The sequence below is a fragment of the Xenorhabdus ehlersii genome (assembly GCF_003610465.1).
Taxonomy (GTDB): domain Bacteria; phylum Pseudomonadota; class Gammaproteobacteria; order Enterobacterales; family Enterobacteriaceae; genus Xenorhabdus; species Xenorhabdus ehlersii.
Window position 1 is genome coordinate 1,136,168 of record NZ_RAQI01000001.1, and the last position, 20,886, is coordinate 1,157,053.

The 20,886-nt window shown below is 45.5% G+C and carries 18 protein-coding genes; 4 read left to right on the top strand and 14 right to left on the bottom strand.

The features are described 5' to 3' along the window. Positions 1-6: 6 nt before the first annotated feature. Genes dnaA through gyrB form a run of 4 tightly spaced genes read left to right on the top strand, consistent with a single transcriptional unit; the run spans position 7 to position 6,042 of the window. Complete coding sequence (gene dnaA, locus BDE27_RS05445; RefSeq protein WP_099132911.1) at positions 7-1,395, top strand: chromosomal replication initiator protein DnaA; 1,389 nt, start codon at positions 7-9, stop codon at positions 1,393-1,395. Between the two features lie 4 nt (positions 1,396-1,399). Next, a complete protein-coding gene (dnaN, locus tag BDE27_RS05450) occupies positions 1,400-2,500 on the top strand; it encodes a DNA polymerase III subunit beta (RefSeq protein ID WP_099132910.1) in 1,101 nt (366 codons plus the stop codon). Positions 2,501-2,517: 17 nt separating this feature from the next. Continuing rightward, a complete protein-coding gene (gene recF / locus BDE27_RS05455) occupies positions 2,518-3,603 on the top strand; it encodes a DNA replication/repair protein RecF (RefSeq protein ID WP_099132909.1) in 1,086 nt (361 codons plus the stop codon). 24 nt (positions 3,604-3,627) lie between these two features. Beyond that, positions 3,628-6,042 (top strand): DNA topoisomerase (ATP-hydrolyzing) subunit B, encoded by a 2,415-nt coding sequence (gyrB, locus tag BDE27_RS05460; RefSeq protein WP_099132908.1) that lies wholly within the window; start codon positions 3,628-3,630, stop codon positions 6,040-6,042. A gap of 75 nt (positions 6,043-6,117) precedes the next feature. On the opposite strand, the gene asd is transcribed toward gyrB, so the two are convergent. The 14 genes from asd to rsmG all read right to left on the bottom strand — a co-directional run bounded on the left by asd (position 6,118) and on the right by rsmG (position 20,882). Continuing rightward, on the bottom strand, positions 6,118-7,239 hold the full coding sequence (asd, locus tag BDE27_RS05465) for an aspartate-semialdehyde dehydrogenase (RefSeq protein WP_099132907.1): 1,122 nt from the start codon (positions 7,237-7,239) through the stop codon (positions 6,118-6,120). Between the two features lie 255 nt (positions 7,240-7,494). Then, positions 7,495-8,943 carry a flavin-containing monooxygenase gene (locus BDE27_RS05470; protein WP_099132906.1) on the bottom strand — a complete coding sequence of 483 codons (1,449 nt, stop codon included), beginning with the start codon at positions 8,941-8,943 and terminating at the stop codon, positions 7,495-7,497. 216 nt (positions 8,944-9,159) lie between these two features. After that, on the bottom strand, positions 9,160-10,989 hold the full coding sequence (glmS, locus tag BDE27_RS05475) for a glutamine--fructose-6-phosphate transaminase (isomerizing) (RefSeq protein ID WP_099132905.1): 1,830 nt from the start codon (positions 10,987-10,989) through the stop codon (positions 9,160-9,162). Between the two features lie 121 nt (positions 10,990-11,110). Further along, entirely contained in the window at positions 11,111-12,511 is a 1,401-nt protein-coding gene (glmU, locus tag BDE27_RS05480) for a bifunctional UDP-N-acetylglucosamine diphosphorylase/glucosamine-1-phosphate N-acetyltransferase GlmU (RefSeq protein WP_099132976.1), read from the bottom strand. Positions 12,512-12,699: 188 nt separating this feature from the next. Beyond that, entirely contained in the window at positions 12,700-13,122 is a 423-nt protein-coding gene (locus BDE27_RS05485; protein ID WP_045967700.1) for a F0F1 ATP synthase subunit epsilon, read from the bottom strand. A gap of 21 nt (positions 13,123-13,143) precedes the next feature. After that, positions 13,144-14,526: a F0F1 ATP synthase subunit beta gene (gene atpD / locus BDE27_RS05490; RefSeq protein ID WP_099132904.1), complete on the bottom strand. Its 1,383-nt coding sequence runs from the start codon at positions 14,524-14,526 to the stop codon at positions 13,144-13,146. Between the two features lie 34 nt (positions 14,527-14,560). Continuing rightward, on the bottom strand, positions 14,561-15,424 hold the full coding sequence (gene atpG / locus BDE27_RS05495) for a F0F1 ATP synthase subunit gamma (protein ID WP_074019112.1): 864 nt from the start codon (positions 15,422-15,424) through the stop codon (positions 14,561-14,563). A gap of 72 nt (positions 15,425-15,496) precedes the next feature. Further along, positions 15,497-17,038 carry a F0F1 ATP synthase subunit alpha gene (gene atpA, locus BDE27_RS05500; RefSeq protein ID WP_099132903.1) on the bottom strand — a complete coding sequence of 514 codons (1,542 nt, stop codon included), beginning with the start codon at positions 17,036-17,038 and terminating at the stop codon, positions 15,497-15,499. Positions 17,039-17,052: 14 nt separating this feature from the next. Continuing rightward, complete coding sequence (gene atpH, locus BDE27_RS05505) at positions 17,053-17,586, bottom strand: F0F1 ATP synthase subunit delta (protein ID WP_099132902.1); 534 nt, start codon at positions 17,584-17,586, stop codon at positions 17,053-17,055. Positions 17,587-17,598: 12 nt separating this feature from the next. After that, the gene (gene atpF / locus BDE27_RS05510) at positions 17,599-18,069 is read right to left on the bottom strand and encodes a F0F1 ATP synthase subunit B (protein WP_047770880.1); all 471 of its coding nucleotides are present in this window, start codon (positions 18,067-18,069) and stop codon (positions 17,599-17,601) included. Between the two features lie 58 nt (positions 18,070-18,127). Beyond that, positions 18,128-18,367 (bottom strand): F0F1 ATP synthase subunit C, encoded by a 240-nt coding sequence (gene atpE, locus BDE27_RS05515; RefSeq protein WP_045967711.1) that lies wholly within the window; start codon positions 18,365-18,367, stop codon positions 18,128-18,130. A 51-nt stretch (positions 18,368-18,418) separates the two neighbouring features. After that, positions 18,419-19,243, bottom strand: a complete 825-nt coding sequence (atpB, locus tag BDE27_RS05520; protein WP_047770879.1) for a F0F1 ATP synthase subunit A — start codon at positions 19,241-19,243, stop codon at positions 18,419-18,421. Positions 19,244-19,274: 31 nt separating this feature from the next. After that, positions 19,275-19,652: a F0F1 ATP synthase subunit I gene (gene atpI, locus BDE27_RS05525; RefSeq protein ID WP_099132975.1), complete on the bottom strand. Its 378-nt coding sequence runs from the start codon at positions 19,650-19,652 to the stop codon at positions 19,275-19,277. Positions 19,653-20,261: 609 nt separating this feature from the next. Further along, positions 20,262-20,882: a 16S rRNA (guanine(527)-N(7))-methyltransferase RsmG gene (gene rsmG, locus BDE27_RS05530; RefSeq protein WP_099132901.1), complete on the bottom strand. Its 621-nt coding sequence runs from the start codon at positions 20,880-20,882 to the stop codon at positions 20,262-20,264. Positions 20,883-20,886 lie beyond the last annotated feature (4 nt).

The window sequence follows — 20,886 nt, forward strand, 5'->3', positions numbered from 1 at the left end:
TTCGCCGTGTCACTTTCGCTTTGGCAGCAATGTCTTGCCCGATTGCAGGATGAGTTACCTGCCACAGAATTCAGTATGTGGATACGACCCCTTCAGGCAGAACTGAGTGATAACACTTTGGCTCTCTATGCCCCCAACCGTTTTGTGTTGGATTGGGTAAGGGAGAAATATATTAATAATATCAATTTGTTATTAAATGATTTCTGTGGTCCTGAAGTACCGTTACTGCGTTTTGAAGTAGGGAATAAGCCTGTTTCGCCAAACCAGTCTAAATCTCAGAAAATCATTGCCGATATGCCGGTGGCTGCTGCGCCGTCCAGTTCATCAGTGCGCCCAAGCTGGGATAACGTAAAAGCTCAGCCAGAGTTATCCTATCGTTCCAATGTTAATCCTAAGCATACATTCGATAACTTTGTTGAAGGTAAATCCAACCAACTCGCCAGAGCTGCCGCCAGACAAGTGGCTGATAACCCTGGAGGAGCATACAATCCTCTGTTCCTTTATGGCGGAACCGGACTGGGCAAAACCCACCTTTTGCATGCTGTCGGCAATAGCATTATGGCACGCAAGGCCAATGCAAAAGTGGTTTACATGCACTCTGAACGTTTCGTTCAGGATATGGTAAAAGCATTGCAAAACAATGCCATAGAAGAATTTAAACGTTATTATCGCTCAGTGGATGCTCTATTGATCGATGATATTCAGTTTTTTGCCAATAAAGAGCGATCCCAGGAAGAATTCTTTCACACGTTCAATGCCCTGCTAGAAGGTAATCAACAGATTATTCTGACATCAGATCGCTATCCGAAAGAGATAAATGGCGTCGAAGATCGGTTAAAATCCCGTTTTGGCTGGGGATTGACCGTTGCTATTGAACCACCGGAACTGGAGACTCGCGTTGCCATTCTGATGAAGAAAGCTGATGAGAATCAAATCCAGTTGCCAGGGGAAGTGGCTTTCTTTATTGCTAAACGCCTGCGATCTAACGTTCGTGAACTCGAAGGTGCTTTGAATCGAGTTATTGCCAATGCCAATTTTACAGGCCGTGCGATTACTATTGATTTTGTACGTGAAGCATTACGTGACTTATTGGCTCTACAGGAAAAGCTGGTAACCATCGATAATATTCAGAAAACGGTGGCTGAATATTACAAAATCAAAGTCGCGGATCTACTTTCCAAACGCCGTTCGCGCTCCGTTGCCCGTCCGAGACAAATGGCAATGGCGTTGGCAAAAGAGCTGACCAATCACAGCTTGCCTGAAATCGGGGATGCCTTTGGTGGACGTGACCATACAACCGTACTTCATGCTTGTCGGAAAATCGAACAACTGCGTGAGGAGAGTCACGACATCAAAGAGGATTTTTCTAACTTAATCAGAACACTGTCTTCCTAGCGCTATGAAATTTATCATTGAACGTGAGCAATTATTAAAACCTTTGCAACAGGTTAGCAGCCCCTTAGGCGGTCGCCCTACTCTGCCTATTTTAGGCAACTTATTATTGCAGGTAACAGAAGGCGCCCTGCTGCTGACAGGCACCGATTTGGAAATGGAAATGAAAGCTCGGGTTACACTGACCCAGCCACATGAACAAGGTGCAACAACTGTCCCCGCACGTAAATTTTTCGATATCTGGCGTGGGTTGCCTGACGGCGCAGAAATCAGTGTAGAACTGGATAGCGATCGCATTCTCGTTCGTTCTGGTCGCAGCCGTTTTTCACTCTCTACTCTACCCGCTTCAGATTTTCCCAATCTTGATGACTGGCAGAGCGAAGTCGAATTTTCCTTGCCTCAGGCCACACTGAAACGCCTGATCGAATCCACCCAATTTTCTATGGCGCATCAGGATGTGCGCTATTACTTGAATGGTATGTTGTTTGAAACTGAAGGCGAAGAACTGCGTACCATTTCCACAGATGGCCACCGTCTGGCAGTTTGTTCCATGAGCATCGGGCAAGATCTGCCGTCCCATTCAGTGATCGTACCTCGCAAGGGCGTCATTGAATTAATGCGTCTGCTGGACGGCGGTGACAATCCGCTGCAATTGCAGATTGGCAGCAATAACATTCGTGCTCATGTTGGTGATTTTATCTTCACTTCAAAGTTGGTTGATGGTCGTTTTCCTGATTATCGTCGCGTATTGCCCAAAAATCCCGATAAAACATTGGAAGCCAATTGCGACATGCTTAAGCAGGCATTTTCACGGGCAGCGATTTTGTCCAATGAAAAATTCCGGGGCGTCCGCATCTACTTAAGTGAAAACCAGCTTAGAATTACCGCCAATAATCCAGAGCAGGAAGAGGCAGAAGAGATTGTTGATGTCAGTTACCAGGGTACTGAAATGGAAATTGGCTTCAATGTCAGCTACATATTGGATGTTCTGAACGCATTGAAATGCGAACAAGTGAGTCTCCTGCTAACAGATGCCACATCCAGCGTAAAAATTGAGAATTCAGCCAGTCAGGCTGCGACTTATGTCGTGATGCCAATGCGCCTGTAACAAAATTAACCCATTATATGATTCTCTCGCGTTTGTTGATCCGCGATTTCCGTAATATCGCGGATGCTGACCTGCCACTGGCAACCGGTTTTAATTTTCTGGTTGGGCCAAACGGTAGCGGCAAAACAAGTATATTGGAAGCCATTTATACATTAGGACATGGCCGTGCTTTTCGCAGTATTCAGGCCGGGAGGGTAATTCGTCATGATTGCGAAGAGTTCATTCTTCATGGACGACTTGCTCAGCAATCCTATGAACGTATTTTGTCAGTGGGATTAAGCAAAAACCGCCAAGGCGACAGCAAAGTCAGGATAGATGGCAGTGATGGACATAAAATTGCTGAATTAGCGAAAATACTGCCGATACAACTCATCACGCCAGAAGGTTTTACGTTGCTAAATGGTGGCCCGAAATATCGTCGGGCTTTTATTGACTGGGGATGCTTTCACAATGAGCCACGCTTTTTTGCTGCCTGGGCCAACCTGAAAAGGCTGCTTAAGCAACGGAATGCTGCACTGCGACAAGTCACCCGCTACAGCCAAATCCAGCATTGGGATCGAGAACTTGCCCCATTGGCAACCGAAATTAGTCAATGGCGGGCTGAATATATTGCAGGAATTTCCGAGGATATAGAAAAAACCTGCAAACAATTTTTACCTGAATTCACACTCAGTATCAGCTTCCAGCAGGGTTGGGATAAAGAGAGTGAATATGTGGAACTGCTCGCGCGGCAGTTTGAGCGCGACAGATCGCTAACCTACACCGCTTCCGGCCCGCATAAAGCCGATCTGCGGATCAGGGCGGACAGTACACCAGTAGAAGATATGCTGTCCCGTGGTCAGTTGAAGTTACTGATGTGCGCATTGAGGTTAGCACAGGGTGAATATTTCACCCGACAGAGCGGGCAAAAATGCCTGTATCTGCTTGATGATTTTGCCTCAGAACTGGATGCCGGCCGTCGTCAGCTATTAGCCGAGCGTCTGAAATCTACGCAAGCCCAGGTGTTTGTCAGTGCAATCACATCCGGGCAAGTTACAGACATGATTGATGTAAATAGCAGGATGTTTCGCGTAGAACATGGCAAAATAGAGGTTCAACCATAGGATTAAGATGAGCGAGAAACGTTGATGTCGAATACATATGACTCCTCAAGTATCAAGGTATTAAAAGGGCTGGATGCCGTCCGTAAACGTCCAGGCATGTATATCGGTGATACCGATGATGGTACCGGCCTGCACCACATGGTCTTCGAGGTTGTTGATAACGCTATCGACGAAGCCCTCGCAGGTCATTGTGACAAAATAACTGTCACTATCCACGCAGATAATTCAGTTTCTGTGCAGGATGATGGCCGCGGTATTCCGACCGACATACACGAAGAAGAAGGTGTTTCAGCAGCAGAAGTCATCATGACCGTGCTGCATGCGGGGGGTAAATTCGATGATAACTCCTATAAAGTTTCCGGTGGTCTGCATGGCGTGGGAGTTTCTGTTGTTAACGCCTTATCGGAAAAACTGGAACTGACTATCCGCCGTGACGGTAAGGTTCACGAACAAACCTATTGTCTGGGCGTGCCACAGTCACCATTGAAAGTCGTCGGTGATACTGAGCAGACAGGAACGACTGTCCGTTTCTGGCCAAGTATGGATACGTTTAAGATTAACACTGAGTTCGAATTCGATATTCTGGCCAAACGCCTGCGTGAATTATCATTCCTCAACTCCGGTGTTGCCATTCGTTTAATCGACAAACGTACAAATACCGAAGATCTCTTCCACTATGAAGGGGGAATCAAAGCGTTTGTTGAATTCCTGAGCCGCAATAAAAACCCAATTCACCCAAATGTCTTCTATTTCTGTACCGAAAAAGACGGTATTGGTGTTGAAATTTCCATGCAATGGAATGACGGTTTCCAGGAAAACATTTACTGCTTCACCAACAACATTCCTCAGCGCGACGGGGGAACTCATTTAGTTGGCTTCCGTACTGCGATGACCCGTACCCTCAATAGCTACATGGACAAAGAGGGTTACAACAAAAAAACCAAAGTCAGTGCTACCGGTGATGATGCCCGTGAAGGCCTGATTGCGGTGATTTCCGTTAAAGTGCCTGATCCTAAATTCTCTTCCCAAACCAAAGACAAGCTGGTTTCTTCCGAAGTGAAAACCGTGGTCGAAACCCTGATGAATGAGAAGCTGGTGGAATACCTGCTGGAAAACCCAAACGATGCTAAAACCGTCGTCGGCAAAATCATTGACGCAGCCCGTGCCCGTGAAGCGGCACGTAAAGCCCGTGAGATGACCCGCCGCAAAGGTGCACTGGATCTGGCCGGATTGCCGGGCAAACTGGCTGACTGCCAGCAGCGCGATCCAGCCCTGTCCGAACTCTACCTGGTGGAGGGTGATTCTGCGGGCGGTTCGGCAAAACAAGGACGCAACCGTAAGAATCAAGCTATCCTGCCATTGAAAGGTAAAATCCTGAACGTTGAGAAAGCACGTTTTGACAAGATGCTCTCCTCACAGGAAGTCGCCACTTTGATCACTGCCTTGGGTTGCGGAATTGGCCGTGATGAATACAACCCAGACAAGCTGCGTTATCACAGCATTATCATCATGACCGACGCCGATGTTGATGGATCGCACATCCGTACTCTGTTGCTGACATTCTTCTATCGCCAGATGCCGGAAATCATTGAGCGCGGTTATGTCTACATCGCCCAGCCACCATTGTATAAAGTGAAGAAAGGCAAACAAGAACAATACATTAAAGATGACGATGCAATGGAAGCCTATCTGATGTCCATCGCATTGGATGGCGCAGCGTTGTATACCAATCCACATGCACCTGCCCTGAAAGGAGAAGCATTGGAAAAATTGGTGACTGAATTCAATGCCGCTCATAAAATCATCCGTCGCATGGAACGTCTATATCCGCTGGCCCTGCTGAATAACCTGATTTACCATCCAACACTGACTGAAGATGCCTTGAACGATCAGGCAAAAGTGGAAGAGTGGGTAGGTGGACTGGCTATTCGCCTGAATGACAACGAGCAGCATGGTAGCACTTACAGCTATCAAATCCATGAGAACCGTGAACGTCAGGTTTTCGACCCCGTTCTGTGCATTCGTACACATGGCGTTGACACCAACTACAATCTGGATTTTGATTTCATCCATGGTGGCGAATATCGCCGTATTACCAAACTGGGTGAATTGATCGGGAATTTGATTGAGGAAGGTGCATACATCGAACGTGGCGAACGTCGTCAGGCAGTAAGCAGCTTTGAACAGGCTCTGGAATGGCTGACTAAAGAGTCACGCCGTGGTCTTGCTGTCCAGCGCTATAAAGGCCTGGGAGAGATGAACCCGGATCAGTTGTGGGAAACGACCATGAACCCAGAAACACGTCGTATGATGCGTGTAACGGTGAAAGATGCGATTGCCACTGATCAACTGTTCACAACCCTGATGGGGGATGCGGTTGAACCTCGCCGAGCATTTATTGAAGAGAATGCCCTGAAAGCGGCAAATATTGATATCTAATATTACTGCTAAAATCCTATTATCCCAGATAACCCTGTGTATCTGGGATAAAATATTATCCCTCTATATGAATTCTTACAGCAAAATACGTAACATACGGCGCAAAGGCTCTGCTGCTCCCCATAGCAACTGATCACCCACCGTAAAGGCAGATAAATATTCCGGCCCCATATTCAGCTTACGCAAACGACCCACTGGTGTATTCAACGTACCAGTCACCGCAGCCGGCGTTAACTCACGCATTGTCAGTTCACGATCATTCGGGATCACGCGCACCCAATCGTTATGGGAAGCCAACAATGTTTCAATTTCATGGATCGGGATATCTTTTTTCAATTTCAGGGTAAACGCTTGACTATGGCAGCGCAATGCCCCAATACGGACACACAAACCATCAATCGGGATCACATTCTTGCCCGTGTTCAAGATCTTGTTGGTTTCCGCCTGACCTTTCCATTCTTCGCGGCTCTGTCCATTTTCCAGTTGCTTATCAATCCACGGAATCAAACTTCCCGCCAAAGGAACACCAAATTGGTCTGTTGGCAATGAACCGTTGCGGGTAAAATCCGTTACACGTTTCTCAATATCCAAAATTGCGGAAGCGGAGTTCTGTAGCTCTTCAGCAACCTGATTATGCAGCATCCCCATTTGCACCAGCAGTTCACGCATATGACGAGCGCCACCACCAGAAGCCGCCTGATAACTTGATACCGCTGCCCACTCAATCAAATCATTGGCAAACAACCCTCCCAATGACATCAGCATCAAGCTAACGGTACAATTACCGCCAACAAAGGTTTTGATGCCTTTATTCAGGCTATTTTGAATATGTTGATGGTTAACAGGATCAAGAATAATGACGGCATCATCATTCATACGCAGTGCAGAAGCAGCATCGATCCAATATCCCTGCCAGTCGGTTGCCCTCAGCTTGGGATAAATTTCATTGGTATAATCCCCACCCTGACAGCTAATGATAATATCCAGCGCACCCAGCGCCTCAATATCAAAAGCATCCTGTAAGACTCCTGATTTTCCTGCGCGATTTATTGTAAACTGCGGCGCAGGAAGCCCATGTTGGGAAGTAGTAAAGAAAACCGGATTTATTTCGTCAAAATCCCGCTCTTCTACCATCCGTTGCATCAATACTGAGCCGACCATACCGCGCCAGCCGATAAAACCTACACTCTTACTCATGCTTACCCTGCCTTGAAAGATATTCATCAGATACCACTAATCTCATTAAAACTGACAAAATATAACGAAAGGTGCAAGTATATTTATGAGCTATAGCACTGGAAATTTTAAAGCGATATGTCTGCTATTTTGAAGCCATGAGATTTGCCTTCGGTTTGTTACTTTCAACCGAAAGACATATTTTTGGCGCTATCTCAGGGGGAATTTTCTCTTGGATGACCAAGAAGTGGCTCATCACAAATCGTGAGTTAAAATTTACTTCCACCGTAATGCCGTATCATCAATAGATTGCCTAAATATCTCTTTATCCTTTTTATAATCATGTGAAATACGCCAATTTTGGCTACGCCCTTGACGAGGAAGACCAGATTCACCACGTCTCACATAACCTGAACGCAAATTACCAAAAATATGCTCATTAATTACTATTTCATCCGGTTGAGCATGCGGTGTGACTACCTTGGCATGGCGACGATCCATCTCATTTAACAAACGACAAATATATTCTGCCGAGAGATCAATTTTTAATGTCCAGGCATTATTGATATAGCCAACCAGATAAGCAAAATTAGGAACATTCTGCACCAACGTTCCCTTATATAACAATTGGTTATAACTTTGTGGCTTTTGCCCATCAATAAAAAATTCAATTCCCCCCATAAGGTGTAATTGCAGCCCTGTCGCTGTCACTATGATATCCGTGGGTAATTCCTTACCTGACTTCAACAAAATGCCATTTGCAGTAATACGCTCAATCTGGTCGGTAACGATAGAAGCTTTGCCTTCTTTCAGTACCCTAAACAGGTTATTGTCGGGAACAAAACACAATCGTTCATCCCATGGCATGTACTTTGGTGTAAGGTGTTTCATGTCAAAACCAGGCCCCACTTTTCTGCGAACCAATCCCAGTAAAAACGATCTGACCAGGTTAGGAAAATATCGGCTTATCTTATACATAGAACTAAAAAATAAGATATTGCGATTTTTACTTAACGTATAAATCCAACGTTGGGGAATAATGCCTTTTAACAGTTCTGCAATCTTATCTCTTCCCGGTATTGATAAAATATAACTGGGGGAACGCTGTAACATGGTGATATGTTCAGTATCATTGGCCATTGCAGGCAGTAAAGTGACTGCGGTTGCACCACTTCCAATCACAACGACTCGCTTTCCTTTGTAATCCAATTCTTCAGGCCAATATTGAGGATGAATGATTAGACCTTTGAAATTTTCAACACCGGGGAATTTGGGTAAATGAGGTTCATCATAGTTGTAGTAACCTGTCGCCATGATAAGAAAATGACAGGTAAATTGCCGAGTTTCTCCACTGGATTCATCAATTGCAGTAGCAGTCCATTGGCAAGTTTCATTTGACCAGTCAGTTTGAATAATCTTTAACCCGAACTGTATTTTCTTATCAACTTCATACTCTGTTGCCACTGAATGGAGATAGCGTCTAATTGAAGGTCCATCAGCAAAAATACTGGTATCTGTCCAAGGACGGAATTTATAGCCATAGCTCATCATATCCGAATCTGTACGAATACCTGGATAGCGAAATAAATCCCAAGTTCCCCCTATATTACGGCGACGTTCTAAGATCCCCACTTTTTTATCAGGACATTCCCTTGCCAAATGACACGCCATACCAATACCAGAAACTCCAGCGCCTATGATCAAAACATCATAATGGTTACTCATACTACTTCTCCTGCAAAAAGATTCTCTTAACCAAATAAGTGGCTTGTTCAATATGTCATGTTATTTTTTATTTGCAGGAGCAACCATTTGCATTTATGTAGGGGGAGTATCAAGATGTTAACTTTCACCATAAAAAAATCCGGTTAGCTTTTAACGACTAAGCCGGATTTAGAAATTAAAACTTTTTTATTCTTCTACACTAAAACAGATTGGCTCTTACTCCACCGTCACCGACTTCGCCAAATTCCTCGGCTGATCCACATCCGTACCTTTGATCAATGCAACATGGTAAGACAGTAATTGCAGTGGTACGGTATAGAAGATCGGTGCGATCAGCTCTTCTACGTGAGGCAGGGAGATGATCTTCATGTTTTCGCTGTTAGTGAAACCTGCATCCTGATCGGCGAAGACATACAACAAACCGCCACGGGCACGGACTTCTTCGATGTTAGATTTCAATTTTTCCAGTAATTCGTTGTTCGGTGCAACGATAATAACCGGCATATCCGCATCGATCAGTGCTAACGGGCCATGTTTCAATTCACCAGCAGCATAGGCTTCTGCGTGAATATAGGAGATCTCTTTCAGTTTCAGTGCACCTTCAACCGCTATCGGGTATTGATCGCCACGGCCAAGGAACAGTGCATGATGTTTTTCAGAGAAATCTTCTGCCAATGCTTCAATCAGCTTGTCTTTAGATAACATGCTTTCAATGCGGCTTGGCAGGGCATGTAGGGCATGGACAATATCTTGTTCCAGTGCTGCATCTGCATCTTTCAGGCGTCCTATGTAAGCCACCAGCATCAGCAACACAGTTAGCTGGGTGGTAAAGGCTTTAGTGGATGCCACGCCGATTTCAGCCCCTGCTTTGGTCATCAGGGCAAATTCAGATTCACGTACCAAAGAGGAACCGGCAACGTTACAGATGGTCAACGAAGTCAGATAACCCAGTTCTTTGGATAACCGCAGGGCAGCCAAGGTATCAGCCGTTTCACCAGATTGGGACAGGGTGATCAGCAGGCTTCCTTTACGGCGCGCTGGCTTGCGGTAACGAAATTCAGAAGCGATTTCAACATCACATGGAATACCTGCCAGTGATTCGAACCAGTAGCGCGAAACCATTCCCGCATTGTAGGAAGTACCGCAGGCAACGATTTGGATATGCTCAACTTGAGACAGCAATTCCGCAGCATTAGCGCCCAGTTCTGACAGATTTACCTGACCATTGCTTAAACGGCCTTCCAATGTGCTTTTGATCGCCATCGGTTGTTCGTAAATCTCTTTCTGCATGTAATGGCGGTATACACCTTTATCACCTGCATCGTACTGAACGTTAGATTCAATTTGTTCGCGCTCAACCACTTCGCCCTGTACATCAAAGATTCGAACGGTACGGCGAGTGATTTCTGCGATATCCCCCTCTTCCAGATAGATAAAGCGACGAGTCACCGGTAGTAACGCTAATTGGTCAGATGCAAGGAAGTTTTCCCCTACACCTAAACCAATAACCAATGGGCTGCCAGAACGCGCAGCGATCAGCACATCAGGATGACGGCTATCCATAATTACGGTGCCATAAGCGCCACGCAATTTTGGAATCACACGCTGAACCACTTCGAGCAGTGAACCGCCTTGTTGCTGTTCCCAGTGAACAAGATGAGCGATAGTTTCTGTGTCTGTATCAGAAGAGAAGGTGTAACCACGCGCTTTTAATTCTTCGCGCAGTTCTTCGTGGTTTTCAATAATGCCATTATGCACAACAGCAATATGTTCAGAAACATGGGGATGGGCATTGCGCTCGCTTGGTTCACCGTGAGTCGCCCAACGAGTATGGGCAATCCCCGTACCACCAATAACCGGCTGTTTGTCCGCTTCATCAGCCAGCATCTGCACTTTACCTACTTCACGCAGACGGGTCATGCGGTTTTCACTGTCAACGACAGCCATACCCGCAGAGTCATAACCACGGTACTCAAGGCGACGAAGACCTTCGATCAATATTTCTGCAATATCCCGTTGTGCTACTGCACCAACAATTCCACACATTTTATTTTATTCCTAAAAACAGGGCGATGAAGCCCTTTTATGTCGCCAACCTGATTGTGTTCCGGCTTTGCCGTCCCCGAGCTTTGTAGAGATGGGGATTTTTATTATGGATATATCTTAATTATTTTTTCTTCACTGGACGCTGCCAGTTTTTAATATGGGTTTGCTTTACACGGCTGATAACCAATTCGTTCTCAGCAATGTCTTTTGTTACTGTGGTTCCGGCGCCAATAGTCGCACCTTTTGCTACCGTAACTGGCGCAACAAGTTGGGTGTCAGAACCAACAAAAACATCATCACCAATGATGGTCTTAAATTTATTGGCGCCATCATAGTTACAAGTAATGGTTCCCGCACCAATATTTACATTATTGCCAATTTCAGAATCACCAAGATAAGTCAGGTGACCAGCCTTGGAACCTTTGCCAAGTGAGGATTTTTTCATTTCAACGAAATTGCCAACGTGAGCTTTTTCCGCCAATTTGGAGCCAGGGCGTAAACGGGCAAAAGGCCCAATAGTGCATTCGGCCGCAATTTCAGAATCTTCGATGATAGTGTAAGGGTCAATGACTGCCCCATCACCAATAACGCAATCTTTCAGGATACAACCAGAGCCAATCTGAACATTATTTCCCAATGTGACATGACCTTTAATAATCACACTGGTATCAATCACCACATCTCGACCATGTTCTAATGTTCCGCGCAAATCAAAACGAGCAGGATCTAACAACATGACGCCCGCCAGCAGTAATTTTTCTGCTTGCTCAGATTGGTAAATACGCTCTAAGGCAGAAAGTTGCAGACGATTGTTGACCCCTTCCATCTCACTTAAACGACTTGGGTGTACCGCCTTGATTTGACGACCTTCTTTGTGTGCCAGTGCAATAACATCCGTCAGGTAATATTCTCCTTGTGCGTTATTGTTTTCCAACCTGGATAACCAACGTTTCAAATCACCGCCATTCGCTACCAAAATACCAGTGTTAATCTCGTTGATTTTACGCTGTTCTTCCGTTGCATCTTTCTGTTCGATAATGCCCGTCACTTCACCATCTTCACGAATGATACGACCATAGCCCGTTGGATTATCCAGTATGGCAGTTAATAAACCAATTCCACCCTCTGGCTTAGCTTTAATCAAACGCGCCAAAGTATCTTTGCCAATCAAGGGTACATCACCGTAAAGGATCAGAATATCTTCATTATCCGAAAAATGCGGAGCCGCTTGCTGCATGGCATGACCAGTACCAAGCTGTTCAGCTTGTAGTACCCAGTTCAGATCTTGGCCAGAAAGTGCTTGTTTCATCAAATCACCACCATGACCATAAACCAGATGAACATTTTGGGCGCCCAACTCCATTGCGGTATCAATAACATGCTGAACCATCGGCTTACCAGCCAATAAGTGCAGAACTTTAGGAAGCACGGAATACATGCGAGTTCCCTTGCCTGCGGCAAGGATCACGACACTTTTTGTACCGACACTATTTGCGTTATCATTATTTGCAATCACAGACATAAGAAACCTGACAATCCCAATTTTTAAGTATGAAAGTAAACCTGTTTGCGAAATAAATTGCCACATATTTCGCAATGCAAAAAAGCCAGTTAGTTTTCACCAACTGGCTTTTTATCTAACTGCCTATACCCTTCATCTTTCAAGTTGCAGCCTAATTTGGATGCAATTCGAAATCTATTGGGTATTTATTACATCATTTTTTTTGTCAGCTCGATAACGCGAAGTTTCGCGATCGCTTTCGACAATTCAGCAGATGCCTGAGCATAATCAACATCGCCGTGAGAATTACGGATGTGTTCTTCTGCCTTGCGCTTGGCTTCAAGCACTTTAGCTTCGTCCAAATCCTTACCACGGATCGCTGTATCGGCCAGTACGATAACGCCGTTTGGCTGAACTTCAAGAATACCACCTGACAGGTAGATAAATTCTTCTTCACCAAACTGCTTAACAATACGTATCATGCCCGGTTTTATGGCAGTAAGCAGTGGTGTGTGTTGAGGATAGATCCCCAGCTCACCTTCACTACCTGTCACCTGAATTTTCTGTACCAGCCCTTCAAACATCTGTTTTTCAGCACTGACTACGTTCAGGGAGAACGTCATTGCAGCCATATCAACCTCCCGTCAGCCGTATTAAAGCGTTTTCGCTTTTTCCACAGCTTCTTCGATGGCACCAACCATGTAGAACGCCTGCTCTGGCAGGTGGTCATAATCACCGTTCAGGATGCCTTTGAAGCCACGGATAGTGTCTTTCAGAGAAACGAATTTACCTGGTGAGCCGGTGAAAACTTCTGCAACGAAGAATGGCTGAGACAGGAAGCGCTGGATCTTACGGGCACGTGCCACAACCAGCTTGTCGTCTTCAGACAGTTCGTCCATACCCAGAATGGCGATGATGTCTTTCAGTTCCTGATAACGTTGCAGAATAGACTGTACACCACGAGCCACGTCATAATGCTCCTGACCAACAACCAGTGGGTCAAGCTGACGGCTGGTTGAATCCAGTGGATCAACCGCAGGGTAAATACCCAAAGATGCGATCTGACGGCTCAATACGACAGTTGCATCCAAGTGAGCAAAGGTTGTCGCAGGTGATGGGTCAGTCAAGTCATCCGCAGGAACGTAAACTGCCTGTACGGAGGTGATGGAGCCCGTTTTAGTTGAGGTGATACGCTCTTGCAGAGCACCCATCTCTTCTGCCAACGTTGGCTGATAACCTACCGCAGATGGCATACGGCCCAACAGTGCAGATACTTCTGTCCCTGCCAGGGTATAACGGTAAATGTTATCAACGAACAACAGAACGTCACGGCCTTCATCGCGGAATTTTTCCGCCATCGTCAAACCGGTCAATGCAACACGCAGACGGTTTCCTGGTGGCTCATTCATCTGACCGTATACCAGAGATACTTTGTCCAGTACGTTTGAATCGGTCATTTCATGATAGAAGTCGTTACCTTCACGGGTACGCTCACCAACACCGGCAAATACGGAGTAACCTGAGTGCTCAATCGCGATGTTACGGATCAGCTCCATCATGTTAACGGTTTTACCTACACCGGCACCACCAAACAGACCAACTTTACCACCCTTAGCGAATGGGCAGATCAAGTCCATAACTTTGATACCGGTTTCCAGCAATTCCTGAGAGTTAGATAACTCTTCATAGGATGGTGCTGTACGGTGAATTGACCAGCGCTCTTCTTCGCCGATCTCACCTTTCATGTCAATTGGATCACCCAATACGTTCATGATACGGCCCAGTGTCGCTTTACCCACTGGTACTTCGATTGGGTGTCCTAAATCAGTCACGTCCAAATTACGGCGCAGGCCATCGGAGGTACCCATTGCGATACAACGAACAATACCACCACCTAACTGCTGCTGAACTTCCAGCACCAGTTTTTCTTCACCATTTTTAACCTCAAGGGCATCGTATACTTTTGGTACGCTGTCCTGAGGGAATTCGACGTCCACCACGGCGCCGATTACCTGGATAATCTTTCCAGTAGCCATCTTGAATCCTCTACGTAATTCGTAAACCTAGCTGTTAAACCGCAGAAGCACCCGAAACGATTTCGGTGAGTTCCTGAGTGATGCTGGCCTGACGAGCTTTGTTGTAAACCAACTGCAACTCTTTGATCAGGTTGCCACCGTTATCAGTCGCGGCTTTCATCGCTACCATTCGTGCGGCCTGTTCACTAGCCAGGTTTTCAACGACGCCCTGATAAACTTGCGCTTCTATATAGCGGCGCAACAGGGTATCCAACAGCGCCTTAGGATCAGGTTCATACAAATAGTCCCAAGACTTCTTCTTCAGTGTTTCATCGTCTCCGGCTGGCAGAGGCAATAACTGAGTGATCGTCGGAACCTGAGACATTGTATTCATGAACTTATTTGTCACTATATACAGTTTATCCAGACGCCCTTCGTCATATGCTTGCATCATGACGTGGACTGGCCCGATTAGTTCGGATAATGACGGGTTATCTCCCATCCCTGTTACTTGAGCAACAATGTTGCCACCAACAGAAGAAAAGAAGGAAACCGCTTTTGATCCAATAAGCGCCAAATCAACTTGGACGTTTTTATCAGACCAGTCTTTCATTTCTATCAGCAATTTTTTGAACACGTTAATGTTCAAACCGCCACATAAACCACGATCAGTCGAAACAACCACGTACCCAACACGCTTGACTTCGCGCTCTTCAAGGTATGGATGTTTGTATTCCAGATTACCTAACGCAAGGTGTCCAATTACATTGCGAATGGTTTCTGCATAAGGACGACTGGCCGCCATGCGATCCTGCGTTTTACGCATTTTGGACGCGGCGACCATCTCCATCGCTTTAGTGATTTTTTGCGTGTTCTGCACACTGGCGATCTTGGTACGTATCTCTTTTGCGCCGGCCATTTCTGCTTCTCCGAATTCAACCAGACGGCCCAAGTTTTTTCATTAAATAGAATCAAACAGGGCCGAATAGTGTTACCAGGACTGAGTCGCCTTGAAGGATTCCAACAGAGCTTTCAGCTTAGCTTCGATCTCTCCATTGTAATCACCAGACTGGTCAATCTCTTTCAGAAGATCAGCATGTTCACGGTTAGCATACGCCAACAGCGCAGCTTCGAAACTGACCACTTTTGCGATTTCGATATCTTCCAGATAACCACGCTCAGCAGCAAACAGAGACAGAGCCTGCTGTGCAATGGACATCGGCTGATATTGTTTCTGTTTCAGCAATTCAGTGACTTTCTGACCATGATCCAACTGCTTACGCGTTGCATCATCCAGATCAGAAGCAAACTGGGAGAATGCTGCCAGTTCACGGTACTGAGCCAGAGCGGTACGAATACCACCAGACAGTTTCTTGATGATCTTAGTCTGAGCAGCACCACCTACACGGGATACGGAAATCCCTGGGTTAACCGCTGGACGGATACCTGAGTTGAACAGAGACGATTCAAGGAAGATCTGACCATCAGTGATGGAGATAACGTTTGTTGGTACGAATGCAGAAACGTCACCCGCCTGAGTTTCAATGATTGGCAGTGCGGTCAGAGAACCGGTTTTACCCTTCACTTCACCATTAGTGAACTTTTCAACGTATTCAGCGTTAACACGCGCTGCACGCTCCAGCAAACGGGAGTGCAGGTAGAAAACGTCACCAGGGTATGCTTCACGTCCAGGTGGACGACGCAGCAACAGGGAAATCTGACGGTATGCTACAGCCTGTTTAGACAGATCATCGTAAACAATCAGTGCATCTTCACCGCGATCACGGAAGTATTCACCCATCGCACAACCAGAGTAAGGTGCCAGATATTGCAGGGCCGCAGATTCAGAAGCGGATGCAACAACAACGATAGTGTTTTCCAGTGCGTTGTGTTCTTCCAGTTTACGAACTACGTTAGCAATGGTAGAGGCTTTCTGACCAATCGCAACGTAGACACATTTGATACCAGAATTACGCTGGTTGATGATCGCATCAATAGCCAGAGCAGTTTTACCGGTCTGACGGTCGCCGATTACCAGTTCACGCTGGCCACGGCCGATTGGGATCATGGCATCAACGGATTTGTAACCTGTCTGGACAGGCTGGTCAACGGATTGGCGATCGATAACACCTGGTGCGATAACTTCTACCGGTGAGAAGCCATCGTTCTCAATAGCGCCCTTACCATCAATTGGCTCACCCAGGGTGTTAACAACACGACCCAGCAGGCCACGACCAACAGGCACTTCCAAAATACGGCCAGTACATTTGACTTTCATGCCTTCGGCCAAGTCAGCATACGGACCCATCACAACCGCACCTACAGAGTCGCGCTCCAGGTTCAGTGCAATTGCGTAACGGTTGCCAGGCAGGGAAAGCATTTCACCCTGCATGACATCGGCTAAACCGTGGATACGAATGATACCGTCGTTAACGGAAACAATCGTACCTTCATTGTGAGCTTCGCTCACGACATTGAACTGAGCAATACGCTGTTTGATCAGTTCGCTGATTTCGGTGGAATTCAGTTGCATATGCTCCAGTCCCCTTAAGACTGCAAGACGTCTGTTAAACGATCCAGACGGCCACGAATACTGCCATCTATTACCATGTCACCTGCACGGATAATGACACCGGCAATAACAGACTTGTCAATTTTGCAATTCAGCTTCACTTTGCGTGACAGACGTTTTTCCATCGCCGCAGAAATTTTAGCCTGCTGCTGCTCATTCAGTTCGGACGCAGAAGCCACTTCAACATTGATAGTCGATTCAAGTGACGCACGCAATTGGATAAATTGCTGGAAGACTTCTGGCAATACCAGCAAGCGACCATTTTCTGCCATTACACGAATAAAGTTCTGAGCATGCTCATCAACCTGCTCACCACAAAGGGTGATGAAGGTTTTGGCTAACGTTTCCGGTGCTAATGAACCAGAAAGCAGCTCACCAACCTGCTCATTGCGAGTAACCTCAGCAATGAACGCCAGCATGTTCTGCCAGTGTTCAAGCGACTGGTGTTCTACAGCAAAGTCAAAAGCTGCTTTGGCGTAGGGGCGAGCTACCGTAGCGAATTCAGACATGCCCCTCCCTCCTTACAGTTCAGCGACCAGTTTATCAACGATGTCGCTGTTAGCAGCTTCATCCACGGAACGTTCGATGATTTTCTCGGCACCTGCGATCGCCAGCATCGCAACCTGTTTACGTAACTCTTCACGAGCGCGCTTGCGTTCAGCTTCAATTTCAGCATGGGCTTGCGCTACAATTCTGTTACGTTCCAGCTCTGCTTCTGCTTTAGCATCATCGATAATTTGGGCTTTTTGTTTATTAGCCTGCTCAATGATAACTTGTGCATCAGCTTTCGCTTTTTTCAGTTGGTCGGTCGCATTGGCTTGCGCTAAGTCCAGGTTCTTTTTGGCACGCTCTGCTGAAGCCAAACCGTCAGCAATCTCTTTCTGACGTTTTTCAATGGCCGCCATAATTGGTGGCCATACATACTTCATGCAGAACAAAACAAACAGGACAAACGCTAAGGCCTGGCCGAGGATTGTTGCGTTAATATTCACGACACAATACCTCTATTTCAATTAATGAATTGGCGTAATTTTAAGTTCTGCTATCTTATTAACCGCCAACAGCGAACATCATAAACAAGCCCAGGCCCACAGCAATCATCGGGATGGCGTCAACCAGGCCCATGACGATAAAGAACTGCGTACGCAGCAGAGGAATCAGATCAGGTTGGCGAGCAGCGCCTTCCAGGAATTTACCCCCGAGGATGCCGATACCGATCGCAGCACCGATAGCCGCCAAACCCATCAGAATAGCGGCAGCTATGTACAGCAGATCCATGTTTATATCCATGACAGTCTCCAGTTTGTTTCAAGTTAAAACACAATTATTGATTGATAAAAATTAATGCTCTTCAGATGCCATCGACAGATAAACAATCGTCAGAACCATGAAAATAAAGGCTTGTAACGTAATAATTAGTATGTGGAAAATCGCCCAAGGCAGGCTGAGTAACCACTGTGCTCCCCACGGTAGAAGGGCCGCAATAAGAATAAAGATCAATTCGCCAGCATACATATTACCAAACAGTCGCAGACCGAGTGATATAGGTTTAGACAGCAAGCTGACCCCTTCCAAGATTAAGTTAATTGGAATAAAGAGTGGATGATTGAAAGGCTGCAATGTCAGCTCCTTCGCAAAACCACGAATTCCTTTCATCTTAATGCTGTAGAACAGAATGAGGACAAAAACACCGAGGGCCATCGACAAAGTGACACTGACGTCTGCGGTTGGAACAATACGCAGAGCAGGCAAGCCGAAGAAGTGTTCTCCGATTAAAGGAATAAAATCGATTGGCAGCAAATCCAATGCGTTCATGAGTAACACCCAGACGAACACAGTCAAAGCCAGAGGAGCTATCACTTTGCTCTTGCCGTGATACATATCACGCACGGTGTTATCAACGAAGCCGATTACCATTTCTATTGCAGTCTGAAATTTGCCCGGAACGCCGTCAGTGGCGCGAACCGCGACTCTTCTGAATACAAATAGAAACAACATCCCTAATACGATGGAGAAAAAAAGCGAGTCGATATTCAACGTCCAAAACGTCGCCTCATAACCACTAGCGTGGGGATTGACCAACTCAAAGGTACGCAAGTCCAACTGAAGGTGCTTCAGGTGATGACTTATGTACTCCGAAGTTGAAACTTCTCCTGATGCAGACATGATGCTTTTTACCCTTTTGTTGTTAAAAACGCTAACCGTTCATTACGGCAGGTGCGATGATCTGCACAATCAGCACCGCTAAATAGGCCACACCAAGTGGTGCAAATGCCGCCTTGAACACCCCTAAAGCGACTATCAGCACGATTATCGTAATGATAACCTTCACCCCTTCGCTAATCGCGAAAAACCATGCAATCCGTACTGGAACCCCTTCTTCTTTTACCTTTTGGAAGCGGCTAAGTAGCATAAAAATGGCATTCGGTAGCCAACATGCTAGCCCACCAACAAAAGCGGAAGCGCCCCACTCTGTACTTTTGGTACAAAAAGCTACACTGAGAATAACAAAAGTCATTAACTGCAAAAATAACAGTTTCAGTGCCATTCTACCGCTGTAAAGGGATACAGACATGACTTTTGTTTTCTCCCTGTGGTACACCATTACATATCAGGCTTTGCTGAATGTTGTATAAAACTGGCTTTGCTTAAGAGTGTCAAGTGACAAAAACGTGCAAATTATACGGGCCGACAAAATGAATTCAATCCATAAGTAGCGAAAAAGTGAATAATTATTTAAATTTCTAACTTTGGTGCTAGATCGCTCACAAATACCATTTAATATTCTGCAATGACTAATGGTATGACCTCAAAATTAAACGTGATATACATCACATTAAACAAAAATCATTAATTATATTTATCATTAAATATGTGATAAAAATCTTTTATTTTTTTATCGAAAATCAAACTATTAATATTATACCTATGCAGTTTTATCTGATATATCGATAAAAAAGGTTAAATGATTATTTTCTCACTTTCTCTAAAATTTATTTATAAAGAAAATCGATAACAATCTTTGAAAAGAGAAATTCTACCAATATAAAAATAACGTTGGTTTTCTGTGAATCATCAGTAAATAAAGTTGAATCCATGGAAGAGAATAATGAGTAACGCCAGTTACATTTTAAATGTAGTTGACGTCACTCATTATTTAGATTTTTATTGACAAATAGCAAAGTTAGTTTGACTTAAGTATTACCAAATGACGCTGTTCATCTAACTCTGTGACTTGGAGAGGAACGACGGTGTCGAGCACAATCCCCGTTGGCAATTCAGCCAATTCATCTTCCGGCAGTACACCTTTCAAAGCATAAAAACGCCCTTCAAGTGGCTTAGGAAGATGGTTGCACCATGACAGCATGTCTTGCAGTGAAGCAAATGCACGACTAATCACCCCATCAAAAAGAGGTTCAGGAATAAATTCTTCGACCCGGCTCTGTACAGGCTCAATATTGTTCAAACCTAATTCATGTTGAACCTGACGCAAAAAGCGAACGCGTTTTCCCAAACTATCCAATAAAGTGAAATGAGAATCTGGGCGTACAATTGCCAGTGGGATTCCTGGCAAGCCAGGGCCTGTTCCAACATCAATAAAACGCGTTCCATGCAGGAATGAATTAACAACGATGCTATCCATAATATGCCGAACCAGCATCTGTTCCGGATTACGGACGGATGTCAGGTTATAAGCCTTATTCCATTTATTCAGCATGTCAACATAGGCAACGAGTTGCTGTTTTTGTGGCAGTGATAACTTAATGTCAGTTTTCGCCAGCAGTGATTCCAATTTGTTAAGCAAAATC

Bases quoted from the DNA above. Each gene is read 5' to 3' on its own strand.
- BDE27_RS05470 (WP_099132906.1), bottom strand. From the start codon at position 8,943: ATGAGTAACCATTATGATGTTTTGATCATAGGCGCTGGAGTTTCTGGT.
- dnaN (WP_099132910.1), top strand. From the start codon at position 1,400: ATGAAATTTATCATTGAACGTGAGCAATTATTAAAACCTTTGCAACAG.
- gyrB (WP_099132908.1), top strand. From the start codon at position 3,628: ATGTCGAATACATATGACTCCTCAAGTATCAAGGTATTAAAAGGGCTG.
- glmU (WP_099132976.1), bottom strand. From the start codon at position 12,511: ATGTCTGTGATTGCAAATAATGATAACGCAAATAGTGTCGGTACAAAA.
- atpB (WP_047770879.1), bottom strand. From the start codon at position 19,243: ATGTCTGCATCAGGAGAAGTTTCAACTTCGGAGTACATAAGTCATCAC.
- atpG (WP_074019112.1), bottom strand. From the start codon at position 15,424: ATGGCCGGCGCAAAAGAGATACGTACCAAGATCGCCAGTGTGCAGAAC.
- atpI (WP_099132975.1), bottom strand. From the start codon at position 19,652: ATGTCTGTATCCCTTTACAGCGGTAGAATGGCACTGAAACTGTTATTT.
- glmS (WP_099132905.1), bottom strand. From the start codon at position 10,989: ATGTGTGGAATTGTTGGTGCAGTAGCACAACGGGATATTGCAGAAATA.
- atpE (WP_045967711.1), bottom strand. From the start codon at position 18,367: ATGGATATAAACATGGATCTGCTGTACATAGCTGCCGCTATTCTGATG.
- atpD (WP_099132904.1), bottom strand. From the start codon at position 14,526: ATGGCTACTGGAAAGATTATCCAGGTAATCGGCGCCGTGGTGGACGTC.
- atpH (WP_099132902.1), bottom strand. From the start codon at position 17,586: ATGTCTGAATTCGCTACGGTAGCTCGCCCCTACGCCAAAGCAGCTTTT.
- asd (WP_099132907.1), bottom strand. From the start codon at position 7,239: ATGAGTAAGAGTGTAGGTTTTATCGGCTGGCGCGGTATGGTCGGCTCA.
- BDE27_RS05485 (WP_045967700.1), bottom strand. From the start codon at position 13,122: ATGGCTGCAATGACGTTCTCCCTGAACGTAGTCAGTGCTGAAAAACAG.
- recF (WP_099132909.1), top strand. From the start codon at position 2,518: ATGATTCTCTCGCGTTTGTTGATCCGCGATTTCCGTAATATCGCGGAT.
- atpA (WP_099132903.1), bottom strand. From the start codon at position 17,038: ATGCAACTGAATTCCACCGAAATCAGCGAACTGATCAAACAGCGTATT.